13 protein-coding genes are annotated in these 18,255 nt (G+C 32.2%); 10 read left to right on the plus strand and 3 right to left on the minus strand.

Going from position 1 to position 18,255, the window contains the following annotated elements; genetic code table 11:
- Window positions 1-229 precede the first annotated feature (229 nt).
- The 5 genes from IDG63_RS10645 (at window position 230) to sbcC (ending at window position 5,396) form a co-directional block, all read left to right on the plus strand.
- Window positions 230-472 carry a YneF family protein gene (locus IDG63_RS10645; RefSeq protein ID WP_000246909.1) on the plus strand — a complete coding sequence of 81 codons (243 nt, stop codon included), beginning with the start codon at window positions 230-232 and terminating at the stop codon, window positions 470-472.
- The gene (locus tag IDG63_RS10650) at window positions 459-557 is read left to right on the plus strand and encodes a hypothetical protein (protein ID WP_001789897.1); all 99 of its coding nucleotides are present in this window, start codon (window positions 459-461) and stop codon (window positions 555-557) included. The genes IDG63_RS10645 and IDG63_RS10650 overlap by 14 nt, the downstream gene beginning before the upstream one ends.
- Window positions 558-650: 93 nt before the next feature.
- Window positions 651-1,118 (plus strand): CcdC family protein, encoded by a 468-nt coding sequence (locus IDG63_RS10655; RefSeq protein ID WP_000966142.1) that lies wholly within the window; start codon window positions 651-653, stop codon window positions 1,116-1,118.
- Window positions 1,119-1,241: 123 nt separating this feature from the next.
- The gene (sbcD, locus tag IDG63_RS10660) at window positions 1,242-2,363 is read left to right on the plus strand and encodes an exonuclease subunit SbcD (RefSeq protein WP_206176435.1); all 1,122 of its coding nucleotides are present in this window, start codon (window positions 1,242-1,244) and stop codon (window positions 2,361-2,363) included.
- Window positions 2,364-2,366: 3 nt separating this feature from the next.
- The gene (gene sbcC / locus IDG63_RS10665; protein WP_000803157.1) at window positions 2,367-5,396 is read left to right on the plus strand and encodes an exonuclease subunit SbcC; all 3,030 of its coding nucleotides are present in this window, start codon (window positions 2,367-2,369) and stop codon (window positions 5,394-5,396) included.
- A 70-nt stretch (window positions 5,397-5,466) separates the two neighbouring features.
- Here sbcC and mscL read toward each other — a convergent pair whose 3' ends face one another.
- Window positions 5,467-5,829: a large conductance mechanosensitive channel protein MscL gene (gene mscL / locus IDG63_RS10670; RefSeq protein ID WP_000910489.1), complete on the minus strand. Its 363-nt coding sequence runs from the start codon at window positions 5,827-5,829 to the stop codon at window positions 5,467-5,469.
- Between the two features lie 203 nt (window positions 5,830-6,032).
- Here mscL and IDG63_RS10675 point away from each other — a divergent pair, with 203 nt between their 5' ends.
- The 3 genes from IDG63_RS10675 (at window position 6,033) to menI (ending at window position 11,924) form a co-directional block, all read left to right on the plus strand.
- On the plus strand, window positions 6,033-7,679 hold the full coding sequence (locus IDG63_RS10675; RefSeq protein ID WP_001088978.1) for a BCCT family transporter: 1,647 nt from the start codon (window positions 6,033-6,035) through the stop codon (window positions 7,677-7,679).
- Between the two features lie 892 nt (window positions 7,680-8,571).
- Entirely contained in the window at window positions 8,572-11,277 is a 2,706-nt protein-coding gene (gene acnA / locus IDG63_RS10680; protein ID WP_000729744.1) for an aconitate hydratase AcnA, read from the plus strand.
- A gap of 179 nt (window positions 11,278-11,456) precedes the next feature.
- Complete coding sequence (menI, locus tag IDG63_RS10685) at window positions 11,457-11,924, plus strand: 1,4-dihydroxy-2-naphthoyl-CoA hydrolase MenI (protein ID WP_000640487.1); 468 nt, start codon at window positions 11,457-11,459, stop codon at window positions 11,922-11,924.
- 206 nt (window positions 11,925-12,130) lie between these two features.
- On the opposite strand, the gene IDG63_RS10690 is transcribed toward menI, so the two are convergent.
- Both IDG63_RS10690 and plsY read right to left on the minus strand, forming a co-directional pair.
- Window positions 12,131-12,427 carry a HesB/YadR/YfhF family protein gene (locus tag IDG63_RS10690; RefSeq protein ID WP_001165377.1) on the minus strand — a complete coding sequence of 99 codons (297 nt, stop codon included), beginning with the start codon at window positions 12,425-12,427 and terminating at the stop codon, window positions 12,131-12,133.
- A 376-nt stretch (window positions 12,428-12,803) separates the two neighbouring features.
- On the minus strand, window positions 12,804-13,412 hold the full coding sequence (plsY, locus tag IDG63_RS10695; protein WP_000972779.1) for a glycerol-3-phosphate 1-O-acyltransferase PlsY: 609 nt from the start codon (window positions 13,410-13,412) through the stop codon (window positions 12,804-12,806).
- Between the two features lie 205 nt (window positions 13,413-13,617).
- Here plsY and parE point away from each other — a divergent pair, with 205 nt between their 5' ends.
- A complete protein-coding gene (gene parE, locus IDG63_RS10700; protein ID WP_001641474.1) occupies window positions 13,618-15,609 on the plus strand; it encodes a DNA topoisomerase IV subunit B in 1,992 nt (663 codons plus the stop codon).
- Window positions 15,609-18,011: a DNA topoisomerase IV subunit A gene (gene parC, locus IDG63_RS10705; protein ID WP_001289581.1), complete on the plus strand. Its 2,403-nt coding sequence runs from the start codon at window positions 15,609-15,611 to the stop codon at window positions 18,009-18,011. Before parE ends, parC begins: the two co-directional genes overlap by 1 nt.
- The last annotated feature ends 244 nt before the right edge of the window (window positions 18,012-18,255 follow it).

Genomic DNA, 18,255 nt, shown 5'->3' on the forward strand with positions numbered 1-18,255 from the left:
TAGGCTTCTTTTAAAGTGTTGAAATTTAGAGTATAGCACTTAAACTACATCATAAGTGATAAGTTATGAAAGTATACTATTTCAGATTAATCTTTAAAAGCTCTGTTATAACAGCATGATTTTTGATATTATTTTTAGTATCGATATTAAAATACTTGAATAAACTAGTTCTTGAAATAATGTGATGAATTTAGTAAAATTCAGTAGGATAAAGAAAGCGGGTGAAACAATGGCAACTTGGTTAGCAATTATTTTTATAGTAGCTGCATTAATTTTAGGTTTAATTGGAGGTTTCCTTTTAGCTAGAAAATATATGATGGACTACTTGAAGAAAAACCCACCAATCAACGAAGAAATGCTTCGTATGATGATGATGCAAATGGGTCAAAAACCTTCTCAGAAGAAAATTAATCAAATGATGACGATGATGAATAAAAATATGGATCAAAATATGAAGAGTGCGAAAAAGTAAATTCGCAATTGATAGAGGCTATTTTCCAGATATGGAAATGGCCTCTTTTTATAATCAAATTAATAAGAATAAATATGTTTATTAAAATTAAAGTTAACAAAATGACGAATAGACTGAGAAATGCTATAATTCATTTTGTATGATTTACAGAGAGTTTATTTAACGAGAAGGTGTCTGCGTGCTCTATTTAATATTTTCAATCATTGTAGCTTTATTTATGGGAACTATAGTTATAGTTATTCGTATGAAAGCTCAAAATTATCCGGTAAATGAGAAAAAAATAGTTTTGCCACCGTTTTTTATGGCGACCGGTGCATTGATGTACGTCGTTCCATATTTTAGGCTAACAGGATCGGAAATGCTAGAAGCCTTTATAATTGGTTTGCTTTTTTCTACAGTTCTAATTTGGACTTCTCGATTTGAAGTCAAAGGTACAGAAATTTATATGAAACGATCTAAAGCATTTCCAGTTATTTTGATTTCATTACTTATCATTCGTACTGTGATGAAAATATTCATTAGTAATGAAATAGATCCTGGAGAATTAGGCGGCATGTTCTTTTTATTAGCATTCTGTATGATTGTTCCTTGGAGAGCAGCAATGCTATATAAATACAAAAAACTAAAGAAAACATTAATCAATTAATTACTTTTAAAACCACTTGTGATCGACTTCTAAATCAGTCAATGAGTGGTTTTAATTTTACTTGAAAAGGTGAAATGATTATATTAAAATAAAAGCGAACGAATGTTCTATATGGAGGCAGTAATGAAAATTATACATACAGCAGACTGGCACTTAGGGAAAATATTAAATGGCAAACAGCTTTTAGAAGATCAAGCGTATATTTTAGATATGTTCGTAGAAAAAATGAAAGAAGAAGAACCTGATATCATTGTGATAGCTGGAGATTTATATGACACAACATATCCAAGTAAAGATGCAATCATGTTATTAGAACAAGCGATTGGAAAGTTAAATTTAGAACTGCGTATACCAATAATTATGATTAGTGGAAATCACGATGGTAAAGAGAGGTTAAACTATGGGGCGAGTTGGTTTGAACATAATCAGTTATTTATAAGAACAGATTTTACATCGATTAATTCACCAATAGAGATAAATGGGGTTAATTTTTATACACTCCCTTATGCTACTGTGAGCGAAATGAAACACTACTTTGAAGATGACACCATTGAAACACATCAACAGGGAATTACGCGCTGTATTGAAACAATAGCACCGGAAATTGATGAAGATGCCGTCAATATTTTAATTAGTCATCTGACTGTTCAAGGTGGAAAGACATCTGATTCTGAAAGACCATTAACTATTGGAACGGTTGAATCAGTTCAGAAAGGTGTTTTTGATATATTTGATTATGTCATGCTAGGTCACTTGCATCATCCATTTAGTATAGAAGACGACAAAATTAAATATAGTGGCTCCTTATTGCAGTATTCATTTTCGGAAGCGGGTCAAGCTAAAGGGTATAGACGTGTAACAATTAATGATGGCATTATTAACGATGTATTTATTCCTCTTAAGCCACTTAGACAATTGGAAATTATCTCAGGCGAATATAATGATGTTATTAATGAAAAAGTTCATGTGAAAAATAAAGATAATTATTTACATTTTAAACTTAAAGATATGTCTCATATTACTGATCCAATGATGAGTTTAAAACAAATTTATCCTAATACTTTAGCGCTGACGAATGAAACTTTTAATTACAATGAAGAAAATAATGCTATAGAAATAAGTGAAAAAGATGACATGTCAATTATCGAAATGTTTTATAAACATATAACTGATAAAGAATTATCGGATATCCAATCTAAAAAGATAAAAAATATTTTAGAAAACGAATTGAGAAAGGAGGATTAATGAATGAAACCATTACATTTAAAGTTGAATAATTTCGGCCCCTTTTTAAAAGAAGAAATTGATTTTTCTAAAATTGATAATAATGAATTGTTTTTAATAAGTGGTAAGACTGGATCGGGTAAAACAATGATTTTTGATGCAATGACTTATGCCTTGTTTGGTAAAGCATCAACTGAACAAAGAGAAGAAAATGATTTGAGAAGTCATTTCGCTGATGGTAAACAGCCGATGTCAGTAACATTTGAATTTCAATTAAATCATCGAATTTATAAAGTGCATAGACAAGGCCCTTATATCAAAGAAGGTAATACAACAAAAACGAACGCTAAATTTGATGTATTTGAGATGGTGGATGGCAAGTATGAAATTAGAGAAAGTAAAGTAATTTCAGGTACCCAATTCATTATTGAATTATTAGGAGTAAATGCAGATCAATTCCGACAATTGTTTATTTTGCCTCAAGGTGAATTCAAACGCTTTTTAATATCAAACAGTCGTGAAAAGCAAGGGATATTAAGAACACTGTTTGACAGTGAAAAATTTGAAGCTATACGAGAAATATTAAAAGAAGAAGTAAAAAAAGAAAAAGCTCAAATCGAGAATAGATATCAACAAATTGACCTTTTATGGCAAGAAATTGAATCATTTGATGATGACAATATAAAAGGCTTATTAGAGGTTGCCACTCAACAGATAGACAAATTGATTGAAAATATACCACTTTTACAAGCTAGGTCGAAAGAAATACTAGCATCTGTAAATGAAAGTAAAGAAACTGCTATTAAAGAATTTGAAATAATAGAAAAGAAAACATTAGAAAATAATATATTAAAAGATAATATTAATCAACTCAACAAAAATAAAATTGATTTCGTTCAATTGAAAGAACAACAACCTGAAATAGAGGGAATTGAAGCTAAGTTAAAGTTGCTACAAGATATTACAAACCTATTGAATTATATTGAAAATAGAGAAAAAATTGAAACTAAAATTGCTAATAGCAAAAAAGATATTTCTAAAACCAATAATAAAATATTGAATCTTGATTGTGATAAGCGAAACATAGACAAAGAGAAAAAAATGTTAGAAGAAAATGGAGATTTAATTGAAAGTAAAATCTCTTTTATTGATAAAACTAGAGTATTATTTAACGATATTAATAAGTATCAACAAAGTTATCTCAATATTGAACGCTTGAGAACTGAGGGTGAACAATTAGGTGATGAATTAAATGATCTAATTAAAGGTTTAGAAACGGTCGAAGATTCAATAGGTAATAACGAAAGTGATTACGAGAAAATTATCGAACTAAATAATACGATAACGAACATAAATAATGAAATTAATATAATTAAAGAAAATGAAAAAGCTAAAGCTGAATTAGATAAACTATTAGGTAGTAAGCAAGAGTTAGAGAATCAAATTAATGAAGAAACATCTATATTGAAGAATCTCGAAATAAAATTAGATCGCTACGATAAAACAAAATTGGACTTAAATGATAAAGAAAGCTTTATAAGTGAAATTAAATCTGCTGTAAATATTGGAGATCAATGTCCGATATGTGGTAATGAAATTCAGGATTTAGGGCATCATATTGATTTTGACAGTATTGCTAAACGTCAAAATGAAATTAAAGAAATTGAAGCAAATATCCACGCTATAAAATCGAATATTGCTGTGCATAATTCTGAAATTAAATTTGTTAATGAAAAAATATCGAATATTAATATTAAAACGCAAAGTGATTTTTCACTTGAAGTATTGAATAAGCGTCTGCTAGAAAATGAAAATGCATTGAATAATCAAAGAGATCTTAATAAATTTATAGAACAAATGAAAGAAGAAAAAGATAATCTAACGTTGCAAATTCATAATAAACAATTGCGTCTAAATAAAAATGAATCTGAGTTGAAATTATGTCGAGATCTCATCACTGAATTTGAAACACTCTCGAAATATAATAATATCACTAATTTTGAGGTGGATTATAAGAAGTATGTTCAAGATGTGAATCAGCATCAAGAACTCTCAAAGGAGATTGAAGATAAGTTAATGCAATTGTCTCAAAGAAAGTTAATTGAGCAAAATAATCTAAATCATTATGAAAATCAACTAGAAACTTACAATAATGACTTAGAATTGAATGAACAGTCTATTGAAATGGAAATGTCGAGGCTGAATTTAACTGATGACAATGATATAGATGAAATAATAGCCTGGAGGGGCGAGCAAGAGGAATTAGAGCAGAAAAGGGATACTTATAAAAAACGTTATCATGAATTTGAAATGGAAATAGCTAGGTTAGAATCATTAACTAAGGATAAAGAGTTATTGGACTCTGATAAATTAAAAGATGAATATGAGCTAAAAAAAGGAAAGATGAATACACTGATAGATGAATACTCTGCTGTTCATTATCAATGTCAAAATAATATTAATAAAACACAATCTATAGTTTCGCATATTAATTACTTAAATCAAGAATTAAAGGATCAACAAGAAATATTTCAATTGGCTGAAATTGTCAGTGGTAAGAATAACAAAAATCTTACATTGGAAAACTTTGTCTTAATTTACTATTTAGATCAAATTATTGCTCAAGCAAATCTGAGATTAGCAACAATGTCAGATAATCGATACCAACTAATTAGGCGAGAAGCGGTTTCTCATGGTCTTAGTGGCCTAGAAATTGATGTATTTGATTTGCATTCAAATAAGTCTAGACATATTAGCTCGTTATCAGGTGGAGAAACTTTCCAATCGTCGCTTGCATTAGCTTTAGGGTTAAGCGAAATTGTACAGCAGCAATCAGGAGGTATTTCACTAGAATCAATATTTATTGATGAAGGATTCGGTACATTAGATCAAGAAACGCTTGAAACAGCGTTAGACACTTTATTAAATCTTAAATCAACTGGTAGAATGGTTGGGATTATTTCACATGTGAGCGAATTGAAAAATAGAATACCTTTAGTTTTAGAAGTGAAATCAGATCAATATCAGAGTTCAACAAGATTCAAAAGAAATTAAAACATAAAAAATAGAGATGGTACTTTGGAATGTATAGAACAACCTTAGCCCATCTCTTTTTATTTAAAAATTATTTTTTCTCACGTAATAAATCTCTGATTTCAGTTAATAACACAACATTTTCTTCCACAACTGCTTCTTCTTCGGCTTCTTCTTTCTTCATTAATGTATTTGCAATCTTAACAAAGATGAATAAAGCAAACGCGATGATAATAAAGTCGATAACAGATTGGATAAATAAACCGTATTTAATACCCCAGAATGACCATTCTTTAGCAAAATCAACTGATCCGAAAATTTTACCAATTAATGGCATAATGATATTTTCTACTAATGAAGATATAATCTTGTTGAAAGCTGCACCCATCACAACAGCAATTGCTAAATCTAAGACGTTACCTTTTAAGGCGAACTCTTTGAATTCTTTTAACATTACACTCAACCTCTCTTTTTTAAATGTAACCTCAATTATACAACAAATAAAAAAATTAGAAAATAGATTATTCAAGAAAATTTGATTATCGCAAAGACCTTTGTTATCCTATAAAGGTGCGTGAGTTATTGAATAAAATGTTTAGATAATATTTTTATTCTACTACATAAAATTAAATATAGAATTGAAGGGAGTAATTAATTATGAATTCTTCTTCACCAGAGAATCCAAATGGAAAGAAGTATTCACCAGTCTTCATCTATAGTGCAATTGTTGTTGCTATAGTCGTATTACTTGGTGCATTTTTACCTGAACAATTCAACTATGTTACCAATAATATTAAAATGTGGATTACAGAAAAGTTAGGTTGGTATTATCTTATTCTTACTACGATTATCGTGTTCTTCTGTATATTCCTTATTTTTAGTCCTATTGGAAAACTTAAACTAGGTAAACCAAATGACAAACCTGAGTTTAATACAATTTCATGGTTTGCTATGTTGTTTAGTGCTGGTATGGGGATAGGTTTGGTGTTTTATGGTGCAGCTGAACCGATGGCGCACTTTGCTACGCCACCTACAGCAGATCCCAAAACTACTGAAGCTTATACTGAAGCTCTACGTTCAACATTTTTCCATTGGGGATTCCATGCTTGGGCTGTTTATGGTGTTGTTGCGTTAGCGTTGGCATATTCGCAATTCCGTAAAGGTGAACCAGGTTTATTATCTAGAACTTTACGTCCTCTTTTAGGTGATAAAGTAGAAGGTCCTATTGGGATTTTTATTGACGTTTTATCTGTATTTGCGACAATCGTTGGGGTAGCTGTTTCGTTAGGTATGGGTGCTCTACAAATTAATGGTGGTTTACATTACTTGTTCAATGTTCCAAACAATACGTTTGTACAAGCGATTATCATCATTGTTGTTACTATCTTATTTATAGCAAGTGCATGGTCTGGATTAAGTAAAGGTATTCAATACTTAAGTAACTTGAACATTGGTTTAGGTACTATTTTAATGGTAGCTGCTTTAATTGTTGGACCAACTGTTCTTATTTTAAATATGTTAACTAGCTCTACGGGTAGTTTACTAAACACATTCTTGTTTAATAGTTTTGATACAGCAGCTTTAAATCCTCAAAAACGTGAATGGATGTCTTCATGGACACTTTATTACTGGGGTTGGTGGTTAAGTTGGAGCCCATTCGTTGGAGTGTTTATTGCACGAGTTTCAAAAGGACGTTCAATTAGAGAGTTCATTTCTGGTGTCTTGCTAGTTCCAGCAATTGTTAGTTTTGTTTGGTTTAGTGTCTTTGGTGTATTAGGCATCGAGACAGGTAAGAAACACAAAGAAATTTTTGATATGACTCCTGAAACACAGCTATTTGGAGTGTTTAATCATGTGCCATTTGGCATTGTTTTATCGTTGATTGCATTATTATTAATTGCATCATTCTTTATTACATCTGCTGACTCAGCAACATTTGTATTAGGAATGCAAACAACATTTGGTTCATTAAATCCATCTAGTATGGTAAAAGTTGTTTGGGGAATTTCACAGGCCTTAATAGCATTTGTACTTTTATTAGCTGGTGGCGGTAATGGCGCTGAAGCTTTAAATGCGATTCAAAGTGCTGCAATTATAAGTGCATTCCCATTCTCCTTTGTCGTCATACTCATGATGGTAAGTTTCTACAAGGATGCGAACCAAGAACGTAAATTCCTAGGTTTAACATTGACTCCGAATAAACATCGCTTACAAGAATATATCAAGAGTCAACAAGAAGATTATGAATCTGACATTCTTGAAAAGCGTCAGTCACGTAGAAATATAGAGAAAAAAGATAACTAATAAAGTTTAGTTAAGTATTTTAATAACAAGTAGTATGTCATTCTAGTAGCTAGAACAGATATACTACTTGTTTGTTTTTGTGGAAAATTGAGAATATTCAAAAGGATAAGAACGAGAATTTCGTTATTAAACTACGAATTCTCGATTTTTTTATATTTTAAGATAGGTTTATTTCTCGCAACTTAATAGAAAGGGGTTTGACAAAGCTAAAGTGAAGTTTGACGGTATAAACGCAAATTAACTATACTTTTATAAAAAATTAACTCAGGCTGGGACATAAATCAATATTCTATACTCTACGAAGTTATATTGGCAGTAGTTGACTGAACGAAAATGCGCTTGTAACAAGCTTTTTTCAATTCTAGTCAGGGGCCCCAACACAGAGAATTTCGAAAAGAAATTCTACAGGCAATGCGAGTTGGGGTGAGGGCCCCAACACAGAAGCTGACGAAAAGTCAGCTTACAATAATGTGCAAGTTGGGGATGGGCCCCAACAAAGAGAAATTGGATTCCCAATTTCTACAGACAATGCAAGTTGGGGTGGGACGACGAAATAAATTTTGCGAAAATATCATTTCTGTCCCACTCCCATCAAAAGAATGACATTGAAAAGAAATATTAAAGTTTGGCGCCACAATTTTCTTTCTGCTCAATGAAATAATACGTTTGAAAATTGAATTGAATCATTCACGAAATTGATAATTATTCTCAATTAATAAAAAATACTTATTACACCTTACCTGTATGATAAGTTTTGCTTATATACTCTGATTAAAAAGTCAAAACCTAAATTAAGCGTTTTCTAAGCATGATGAGTTGTTTATCAATAAATATAATAATACAATTTAATCAAGGCATATAAATATAAAAATGTATCAAGGGGGATCATTAAATGGCTGCAAATTTTAAAGAGCAATCAAAAAAACATTTTGACTTGAATGGCCAAAGTTATACTTACTATGATTTAAAAGCTGTAGAAGAGCAAGGTATTACTAAAGTTTCCAATTTACCTTATTCAATTCGTGTTTTGTTAGAATCTTTACTTCGTCAAGAAGATGATTTTGTAATTACAGACGATCATATTAAAGCTTTAAGTCAGTTTGGAAAAGATGGAAATGAAGGCGAGGTACCATTTAAACCTTCTCGTGTTATTTTACAAGATTTCACAGGTGTACCAGCCGTAGTTGATTTAGCTTCTTTACGTAAAGCAATGGATGACGTTGGGGGAGATATTACTAAAATTAATCCAGAAGTACCGGTGGATTTAGTTATTGACCACTCAGTTCAAGTGGATAGCTATGCAAATCCAGAAGCTCTTGAACGTAATATGAAATTAGAATTTGAACGTAACTATGAACGTTATCAGTTTTTAAATTGGGCAACGAAAGCATTTGATAATTACAATGCAGTTCCTCCTGCAACTGGAATAGTTCACCAAGTTAACTTAGAATATTTAGCAAGTGTTGTACATGTTCGTGATGTAGATGGTGAAAAAACTGCATTTCCAGATACATTAGTTGGTACTGATTCACATACAACAATGATAAATGGTATTGGCGTACTAGGATGGGGTGTTGGTGGTATTGAAGCTGAAGCTGGAATGCTTGGACAACCTTCTTATTTCCCAATTCCAGAGGTTATTGGTGTACGACTAGTAAATTCATTACCACAAGGCGCAACAGCAACTGATTTAGCGTTAAGAGTAACTCAAGAGCTACGTAAAAAAGGTGTTGTTGGTAAATTTGTGGAGTTCTTTGGTCCAGGTGTACAACATTTACCACTAGCAGACCGTGCTACAATTGCAAACATGGCACCAGAGTATGGAGCAACTTGCGGATTCTTCCCAGTTGATGATGAATCTCTTAAATATATGAAGTTAACTGGTAGATCAGACGAACATATCGCGCTAGTAAAAGAATATTTGAAACAAAACCATATGTTCTTTGATGTTGAGAAAGAAGATCCTAATTATACAGATGTTATCGAATTGGATTTATCAACAGTTGAAGCATCGCTTTCAGGACCAAAACGTCCTCAAGATTTAATTTTCTTAAGTGATATGAAATCATCATTTGAAAATTCTGTAACAGCTCCAGCAGGCAACCAAGGACACGGTTTAGATAAAAGTGAATTTGATAAGAAAGCTGAAATTAACTTTAAAGATGGATCAAAAGCTACAATGAAAACAGGTGATATTGCAATAGCAGCAATTACATCATGTACAAATACATCTAACCCTTATGTAATGTTAGGTGCAGGTTTAGTTGCTAAAAAAGCAGTTGAAAAAGGCTTGAAAGTTCCTGAATACGTTAAAACTTCTCTAGCACCTGGATCAAAAGTTGTTACCGGATATTTAAGAGATGCTGGCTTACAACCTTATTTAGATGATTTAGGCTTCAACTTGGTTGGTTATGGATGTACAACTTGTATCGGTAATTCAGGTCCTTTATTACCAGAAATTGAAAAAGCGATTGCTGATGAGGACCTATTAGTGACATCTGTATTATCTGGTAACCGTAACTTTGAAGGTCGTATCCATCCTCTTGTTAAAGCCAATTACCTAGCTTCACCACAGTTAGTTGTTGCTTATGCATTAGCTGGAACGGTTGATATTGATTTACAAAATGAACCTATTGGTAAAGGTAATGACGGTGAAGATGTATATTTGAAAGATATTTGGCCATCAATTAAAGAAGTTTCAGATACCGTTGATAGTGTTGTAACACCTGAATTATTTATTGAAGAATATAATAACGTATACAATAACAACGAATTATGGAATGAGATTGATGTAACTGATCAACCTCTATATGACTTTGATCCTAATTCAACATACATTCAAAATCCATCATTCTTCCAAGGATTATCTAAAGAACCGGGTACGATTGTTCCATTAAATGGTTTACGTGTTATGGGTAAATTCGGTGATTCTGTGACAACTGACCACATCTCTCCAGCAGGTGCAATTGGTAAAGATACGCCAGCTGGTAAATATTTACAAGATCATCAAGTGCCTATTCGTGAATTTAATTCATATGGTTCAAGACGTGGTAATCACGAAGTAATGGTTCGAGGTACGTTTGCTAATATACGTATTAAAAACCAATTAGCGCCAGGTACTGAAGGTGGTTTTACAACTTATTGGCCAACAAATGAAGTAATGCCTATCTTTGATGCTGCAATGAAATATAAAGAAGATGGTACAGGTTTAGTTGTATTAGCTGGTAACGATTATGGTATGGGTTCATCTCGTGACTGGGCAGCAAAAGGTACAAACTTATTAGGTGTTAAAACAGTTATTGCACAAAGTTATGAACGTATCCATCGTTCAAATTTAGTTATGATGGGTGTATTACCATTAGAGTTTAAAAAAGGTGAATCAGCTGATTCTCTTGGTCTAGATGGTACAGAAGAAATTTCTGTTAATATTGATGAAAATGTTCAACCACATGACTACGTCAAAGTTACTGCTAAGAAGCAAGATGGTGATTTGGTAGAATTTGACGCTATGGTTCGTTTTGACTCACTTGTTGAAATGGATTACTATCGTCACGGTGGAATTTTACAAATGGTTTTAAGAAATAAATTAGCGCAATAAAAAATAGATATCACAGTAAAATTTTAATCGGTATTTGAGGCACTTTGATAGTGCTCAAAAATACTTCTATAAACTTTATGATATAATAGGTCGGTTCAAAACCTTTGTGTTCTTGGCCGGCCTCTTCTTGTATTTTATGTTAGAATGAGATATAAAGTTAAACTGAAAGAAGGCTTAAAATGATATATAGTATTACAGAAATAGAAGCGCGTTATGCTGAAACTGATAAGATGGGTGTAATTTATCACGGGAATTATGCAACTTGGTTTGAAGTTGCGCGGTTGGATTATATATCGAAGTTAGGTTTTAGTTATGCTGATATGGAAAAACAAGGAATCATTTCACCTGTGACTGACCTCAATGTCAATTATAAAAAGTCTATTTTTTATCCAGAAAAAGTTAAAGTTAAAACTTGGGTTGAAAAATATTCGAGATTACGTTCAGTGTATAAATATGAGATTTTTAATGAAAAAGGTGAACTTGCAACTACAGGTTCCACAGAATTGATTTGCATTAAAGAAGATACTTTTAAGCCTATACGGTTGGATCGTTATTTCCCAGATTGGCATGAAGCCTATAGTAAAGTGCAAACGCTCAATAATGAAGGGAAAACAGTAGAGATAATGGATGGTATTGATTCTTTATAAGTTACTGTAAATGTTTGGAGAGGCAATATTAACAATTAATCTATAAAAAATAGCCAATACGTTAACATTAATGTAATTAGCGTGAAGATAAGCTAATATATAGCAAAAACGAACTTGTTCATACAACATCAGATGTGCTAAACCAAAGTACAACTTCCGAGGTTCAGTACACATCAGAATGTGTAAACAAGTTCGTTTTATTTTAGTTATTTTGTGGAATAAGAAATTTCATCTTCGTGATCAACTACATTTACAATAATGTGGTCATCTTCAAAGTACCACAAATCTTTTTCCGCTACGACAACATTTAAATCGTCATATTGTTGTTCATAGCCAATATCAACATCTTCCTTTGGTTCAACTGTAAAAGCAGGACTAAATCCTTGCTTGAGTTGGAATTCGCCACCATATCTTACAAAAAACACGAGCACTTTATTATTTTCAGGCAACTCTAGTTCATTTTTAAACCAAGTTACTGCTGCATCAGTAAGTTCTATTTGCATAACAATGACCTCCTATATTTATTACAGAATGGGAGTGGGCCAACTTGTATTATTTGTGGAATTTCTTATCGAAATTCTCTGTGTTGGAGCCCACCCCAACCTGCTCATTATTGTAAGCTGAATTTCCATAAGCTTCTATGTTGGGACCCCCGACCAGAATTGAAAAAACCTAGTTATAAGCGCATTTCGTTCGGTTAACTAAAGCTAATATAACATTGTGGAGCCTATGACATTGATTTATGTCTCGGTCTCAAATGTTCTTGTAAAAAAACTAAGTATAGTTGAATTTTAAGTTAAAAAAATTGTTTTTGCAAAAATAAAATAATCCATCAACTGCAAAAAAAATATGCAATGATGGACTAATGTCAAAAAATTGTTACATCCATTTTATTTTAGGTTCTTCGCCTCTAAAAATCCTTGCGATATTAGAGCGATGTCTAATTATCAATATGATTGAAACTAAGAAACTAACGACTAATAAAATATAGTCTTGAATGATAAGCGAGCCAATCACACAGCAAATTGCTGCAACGATACTTGCTAAAGAAACATATTTAAAAATCTTCAATACAATAAAGAAGATAATTGCAAGTATTAGTAAAAGTATCGGATTGACTCCCAAGACGACACCTGCACTAGTTGCAACAGCTTTGCCACCTTGGAATTTTAAATAAACAGGATAAACGTGTCCAAGTATAGCGAATAAGCCAACAATTAAACCATTTGTAAAAAAAGTACTAATAGGGCCATCTGCGTGAACTGGTAACCATAAAGGGAAGAAAACAGTTATGAACCCTTTGAAAATATCTAGAAATGTTACCAAGAATCCTGCAGGACGACCTAATACTCTAAAGCTATTAGTAGCGCCAGTATTACCACTACCAAATTGTCTAATATCTTTTTTGAAAAATAATTTTCCAATTACGAATCCACTTGGGAAAGCGCCGATAAGATAACTTAGTAGTAACATGACGATTATCATCATAAATATTACACATCCTTTAATATCTTAGGACTATTTTATCATATTCGTTTAAATTACGGCTAAAAATTTTAAAAACGGGGATTAATATATGGAATTAAGCTATGAAAGTTAATTGATACTTGCATTTTACGCTGATTTATATAAGAATAACTATTGTATAGTTTTAAAAACGAACGTACGTTTGTAGGAGGCGAAATCATTGGCAATGAATAAACAAAATAATTATTCAGATGATTCAATACAGGTTTTAGAGGGGTTAGAAGCAGTTCGTAAAAGACCTGGTATGTATATTGGATCAACTGATAAACGGGGATTACATCATCTAGTATATGAAATTGTCGATAACTCCGTCGATGAAGTATTGAATGGTTACGGTAACGAAATAGATGTAACAATTAATAAAGATGGTAGTATTTCTATAGAAGATAATGGACGTGGTATGCCAACAGGTATACATAAATCAGGTAAACCGACAGTCGAAGTTATCTTTACTGTTTTACATGCAGGAGGTAAATTTGGACAAGGCGGCTATAAAACTTCAGGTGGTCTTCACGGTGTTGGTGCTTCAGTTGTAAATGCATTGAGTGAATGGCTTGAAGTTGAAATCCATCGAGATGGTAATATATATCATCAAAGTTTTAAAAACGGTGGTTCGCCATCTTCTGGTTTAGTGAAAAAAGGTAAAACTAAGAAAACAGGTACCAAAGTAACATTTAAACCTGATGACACAATTTTTAAAGCATCTACATCATTTAATTTTGATGTTTTAAGCGAACGACTACAAGAGTCTGCGTTCTTATTGAAAAATTTAAAAATAACGCTTAATGATTTACGCAGTGGTAAAGAGCGTCAAGAGCATTACCATTATGAAGAAGGAATCAAAGAGTTTGTTAGTTATGTCAATGAAGGAAAAGAAGTTTTGCATGACGTGGCTACATTTTCAGGTGAAGCAAATGGTATAGAGGTAGACGTAGCTTTCCAATATAATGATCAATATTCAGAAAGTATTTTAAGTTTTGTAAATAATGTACGTACTAAAGATGGTGGTACACATGAAGTTGGTTTTAAAACAGCAATGACACGTGTATTTAATGATTATGCACGTCGTATTAATGAACTTAAAACAAAAGATAAAAACTTAGATGGTAATGATATTCGTGAAGGTTTAACAGCTGTTGTGTCTGTACGTATTCCAGAAGAATTATTACAATTTGAAGGACAAACGAAATCTAAATTGGGCACTTCTGAAGCTAGAAGTGCTGTTGATTCAGTTGTTGCAGACAAATTGCCATTCTATTTAGAAGAAAAAGGACAATTGTCTAAATCACTTGTGAAAAAAGCGATTAAAGCACAACAAGCAAGGGAAGCTGCACGTAAAGCTCGTGAAGATGCTCGTTCAGGTAAGAAAAACAAGCGTAAAGACACTTTGCTATCTGGTAAATTAACACCTGCACAAAGTAAAAACACTGAAAAAAATGAATTGTATTTAGTCGAAGGTGATTCTGCGGGAGGTTCAGCAAAACTTGGACGAGACCGCAAATTCCAAGCGATATTACCATTACGTGGTAAGGTAATTAATACAGAGAAAGCACGTCTAGAAGATATTTTTAAAAATGAAGAAATTAATACAATTATCTACACAATCGGGGCAGGCGTTGGTACTGACTTTAAAATTGAAGATAGTAATTATAATCGTGTAATTATTATGACTGATGCTGATACTGATGGTGCGCATATTCAAGTGCTATTGTTAACATTCTTCTTCAAATATATGAAACCGCTTGTTCAAGCAGGTCGTGTATTTATTGCTTTACCTCCACTTTATAAATTGGAAAAAGGTAAAGGCAAAACAAAGCGAGTTGAATACGCTTGGACAGACGAAGAGCTTAATAAATTACAAAAAGAACTTGGTAAAGGCTTCACGTTACAACGTTACAAAGGTTTGGGTGAGATGAACCCTGAACAATTATGGGAAACGACGATGAACCCAGAAACACGAACTTTAATTCGTGTACAAGTTGAAGATGAAGTGCGTTCATCTAAACGTGTAACAACATTAATGGGTGACAAAGTACAACCTAGACGTGAATGGATTGAAAAGCATGTTGAGTTTGGTATGCAAGAGGACCAAAGTATTTTAGATAATTCTGAAGTACAAGTGCTTGAAAATGATCAATTTGATGAGGAGGAAATCTAGTGAGTGAAATAATTCAAGATTTATCACTTGAAGATGTTTTAGGTGATCGCTTTGGAAGATATAGTAAATATATTATTCAAGAGCGTGCATTGCCAGATGTTCGTGATGGTTTAAAACCAGTACAACGTCGTATTTTATATGCAATGTATTCAAGTGGTAATACACACGATAAAAATTTCCGTAAAAGTGCGAAAACAGTCGGTGATGTTATTGGTCAATATCATCCACATGGAGACTCCTCAGTGTACGAAGCAATGGTCCGTTTAAGTCAAGACTGGAAGTTACGACATGTCTTAATAGAAATGCATGGTAATAATGGTAGTATCGATAATGATCCGCCAGCGGCAATGCGTTACACTGAAGCTAAGTTAAGCTTACTAGCTGAAGAGTTATTACGTGATATTAATAAAGAGACAGTTTCTTTCATTCCAAACTATGATGATACGACACTCGAACCAATGGTATTGCCATCAAGATTTCCTAACTTACTAGTGAATGGTTCTACAGGTATATCTGCAGGTTACGCGACAGATATACCACCACATAATTTAGCTGAAGTGATTCAAGCAACACTTAAATATATTGATAATCCGGATATTACAGTCAATCAATTAATGAAATATATTAAAGGTCCTGATTTTCCAACTGGTGGTATTATTCAAGGTGTTGATGGTATTAAAAAAGCTTATGAATCAGGTAAAGGTAGAATTATAGTTCGTTCTAAAGTTGAAGAAGAAACTTTACGCAATGGACGTAAACAGTTAATTATTACTGAAATTCCATATGAAGTGAACAAAAGTAGCTTAGTAAAACGTATCGATGAATTACGTGCTGACAAAAAAGTCGATGGTATCGTTGAAGTACGTGATGAAACTGATAGAACTGGTTTACGAATAGCAATTGAATTGAAAAAAGATGTGAACAGTGAATCAATCAAAAATTATCTTTATAAAAACTCTGATTTACAGATTTCATATAATTTCAACATGGTCGCTATTAGTGATGGTCGTCCAAAATTGATGGGTATTCGTCAAATTATAGATAGTTATTTGAATCACCAAATTGAGGTTGTTGCAAATAGAACGAAGTTTGAATTAGATAATGCAGAAAAACGTATGCATATCGTTGAAGGTTTGATTAAAGCGTTGTCAATTTTAGATAAAGTAATCGAATTGATTCGTAGCTCTAAAAACAAGCGTGACGCTAAAGAAAACCTTATCGAAGTATTCGAGTTCACAGAAGAACAGGCTGAAGCAATTGTAATGTTACAGTTATATCGTTTAACAAATACTGACATAGTTGCGCTTGAAGGTGAACATAAAGAACTTGAAGCATTAATCAAACAATTACGTCATATTCTTGATAACCATGATGCATTATTGAATGTCATAAAAGAAGAATTGAATGAAATTAAAAAGAAATTCAAATCTGAACGACTGTCTTTAATTGAAGCAGAAATTGAAGAAATTAAAATTGACAAAGAAGTTATGGTGCCTAGTGAAGAAGTTATTTTAAGTATGACACGTCATGGATATATTAAACGTACTTCTATTCGTAGCTTTAATGCTAGCGGTGTTGAAGATATTGGTTTAAAAGATGGTGACAGTTTACTTAAACATCAAGAAGTAAATACGCAAGATACCGTACTAGTATTTACAAATAAAGGTCGTTATCTATTTATACCGGTTCATAAATTAGCAGATATTCGTTGGAAAGAATTGGGGCAACATGTATCACAAATAGTTCCTATCGAAGAAGATGAAGTGGTTATTAATGTCTTTAATGAAAAGGACTTTAATACAGATGCATTTTATGTTTTTGCGACTCAAAATGGCATGATTAAGAAAAGTACAGTGCCTCTATTTAAAACAACGCGTTTTAATAAACCTTTAATTGCTACTAAAGTTAAAGAAAATGATGATTTGATTAGTGTTATGCGCTTTGAAAAAGATCAATTAATTACCGTCATTACTAATAAAGGTATGTCATTAACGTATAATACAAGTGAACTATCAGATACCGGATTAAGGGCAGCTGGTGTTAAATCAATAAATCTTAAAGCTGAAGATTTCGTTGTTATGACAGAAGGTGTTTCTGAAAATGATACTATATTGATGGCCACACAACGCGGCTCGTTAAAACGTATTAGTTTTAAAATCTTACAAGTTGCTAAAAGAGCACAACGTGGAATAACTTTATTAAAAGAATTAAAGAAAAATCCACATCGTATAGTAGCTGCACATGTAGTGACAGGTGAACATAGTCAATATACATTATATTCAAAATCAAATGAAGAACATGGTTTAATTAATGATATTCATAAATCTGAACAATATACAAATGGCTCATTCATTGTAGATACAGATGATTTTGGTGAAGTAATAGACATGTATATTAGCTAAAAACTATATGCAATCACGAAATTAAATGATAAAATACAGTAATGTTAAATTTTGACTAAATTCAAGGGATTTATATTAAATGCTGACCAAGTACTTATCGTTAAATTAGCGATAGACTTTGACCAAACTAATATAAATCTCTTGTATTGTATAAGAAATGATGATGTATCTCTATATTTACTGAAGTTTCAATTCGGTCTAATTTTATAGAAGGTGCATGATTCATGTAGAGGATGCGAGGGGT

Source organism: Staphylococcus sp. EG-SA-14 (assembly GCF_017151935.1).
Lineage (GTDB): Bacteria > Bacillota > Bacilli > Staphylococcales > Staphylococcaceae > Staphylococcus > Staphylococcus aureus.

Coding starts and splice junctions, on each gene's coding strand:
- IDG63_RS10645 (WP_000246909.1), top strand. CDS start 230: ATGGCAACTTGGTTAGCAATTATTTTTATAGTAGCTGCATTAATTTTA.
- sbcD (WP_206176435.1), top strand. CDS start 1,242: ATGAAAATTATACATACAGCAGACTGGCACTTAGGGAAAATATTAAAT.
- sbcC (WP_000803157.1), top strand. CDS start 2,367: ATGAAACCATTACATTTAAAGTTGAATAATTTCGGCCCCTTTTTAAAA.
- mscL (WP_000910489.1), bottom strand. CDS start 5,829: ATGTTAAAAGAATTCAAAGAGTTCGCCTTAAAAGGTAACGTCTTAGAT.
- IDG63_RS10675 (WP_001088978.1), top strand. CDS start 6,033: ATGAATTCTTCTTCACCAGAGAATCCAAATGGAAAGAAGTATTCACCA.
- acnA (WP_000729744.1), top strand. CDS start 8,572: ATGGCTGCAAATTTTAAAGAGCAATCAAAAAAACATTTTGACTTGAAT.
- menI (WP_000640487.1), top strand. CDS start 11,457: ATGATATATAGTATTACAGAAATAGAAGCGCGTTATGCTGAAACTGAT.
- IDG63_RS10690 (WP_001165377.1), bottom strand. CDS start 12,427: ATGCAAATAGAACTTACTGATGCAGCAGTAACTTGGTTTAAAAATGAA.
- plsY (WP_000972779.1), bottom strand. CDS start 13,412: ATGATGATAATCGTCATGTTACTACTAAGTTATCTTATCGGCGCTTTC.
- parE (WP_001641474.1), top strand. CDS start 13,618: ATGAATAAACAAAATAATTATTCAGATGATTCAATACAGGTTTTAGAG.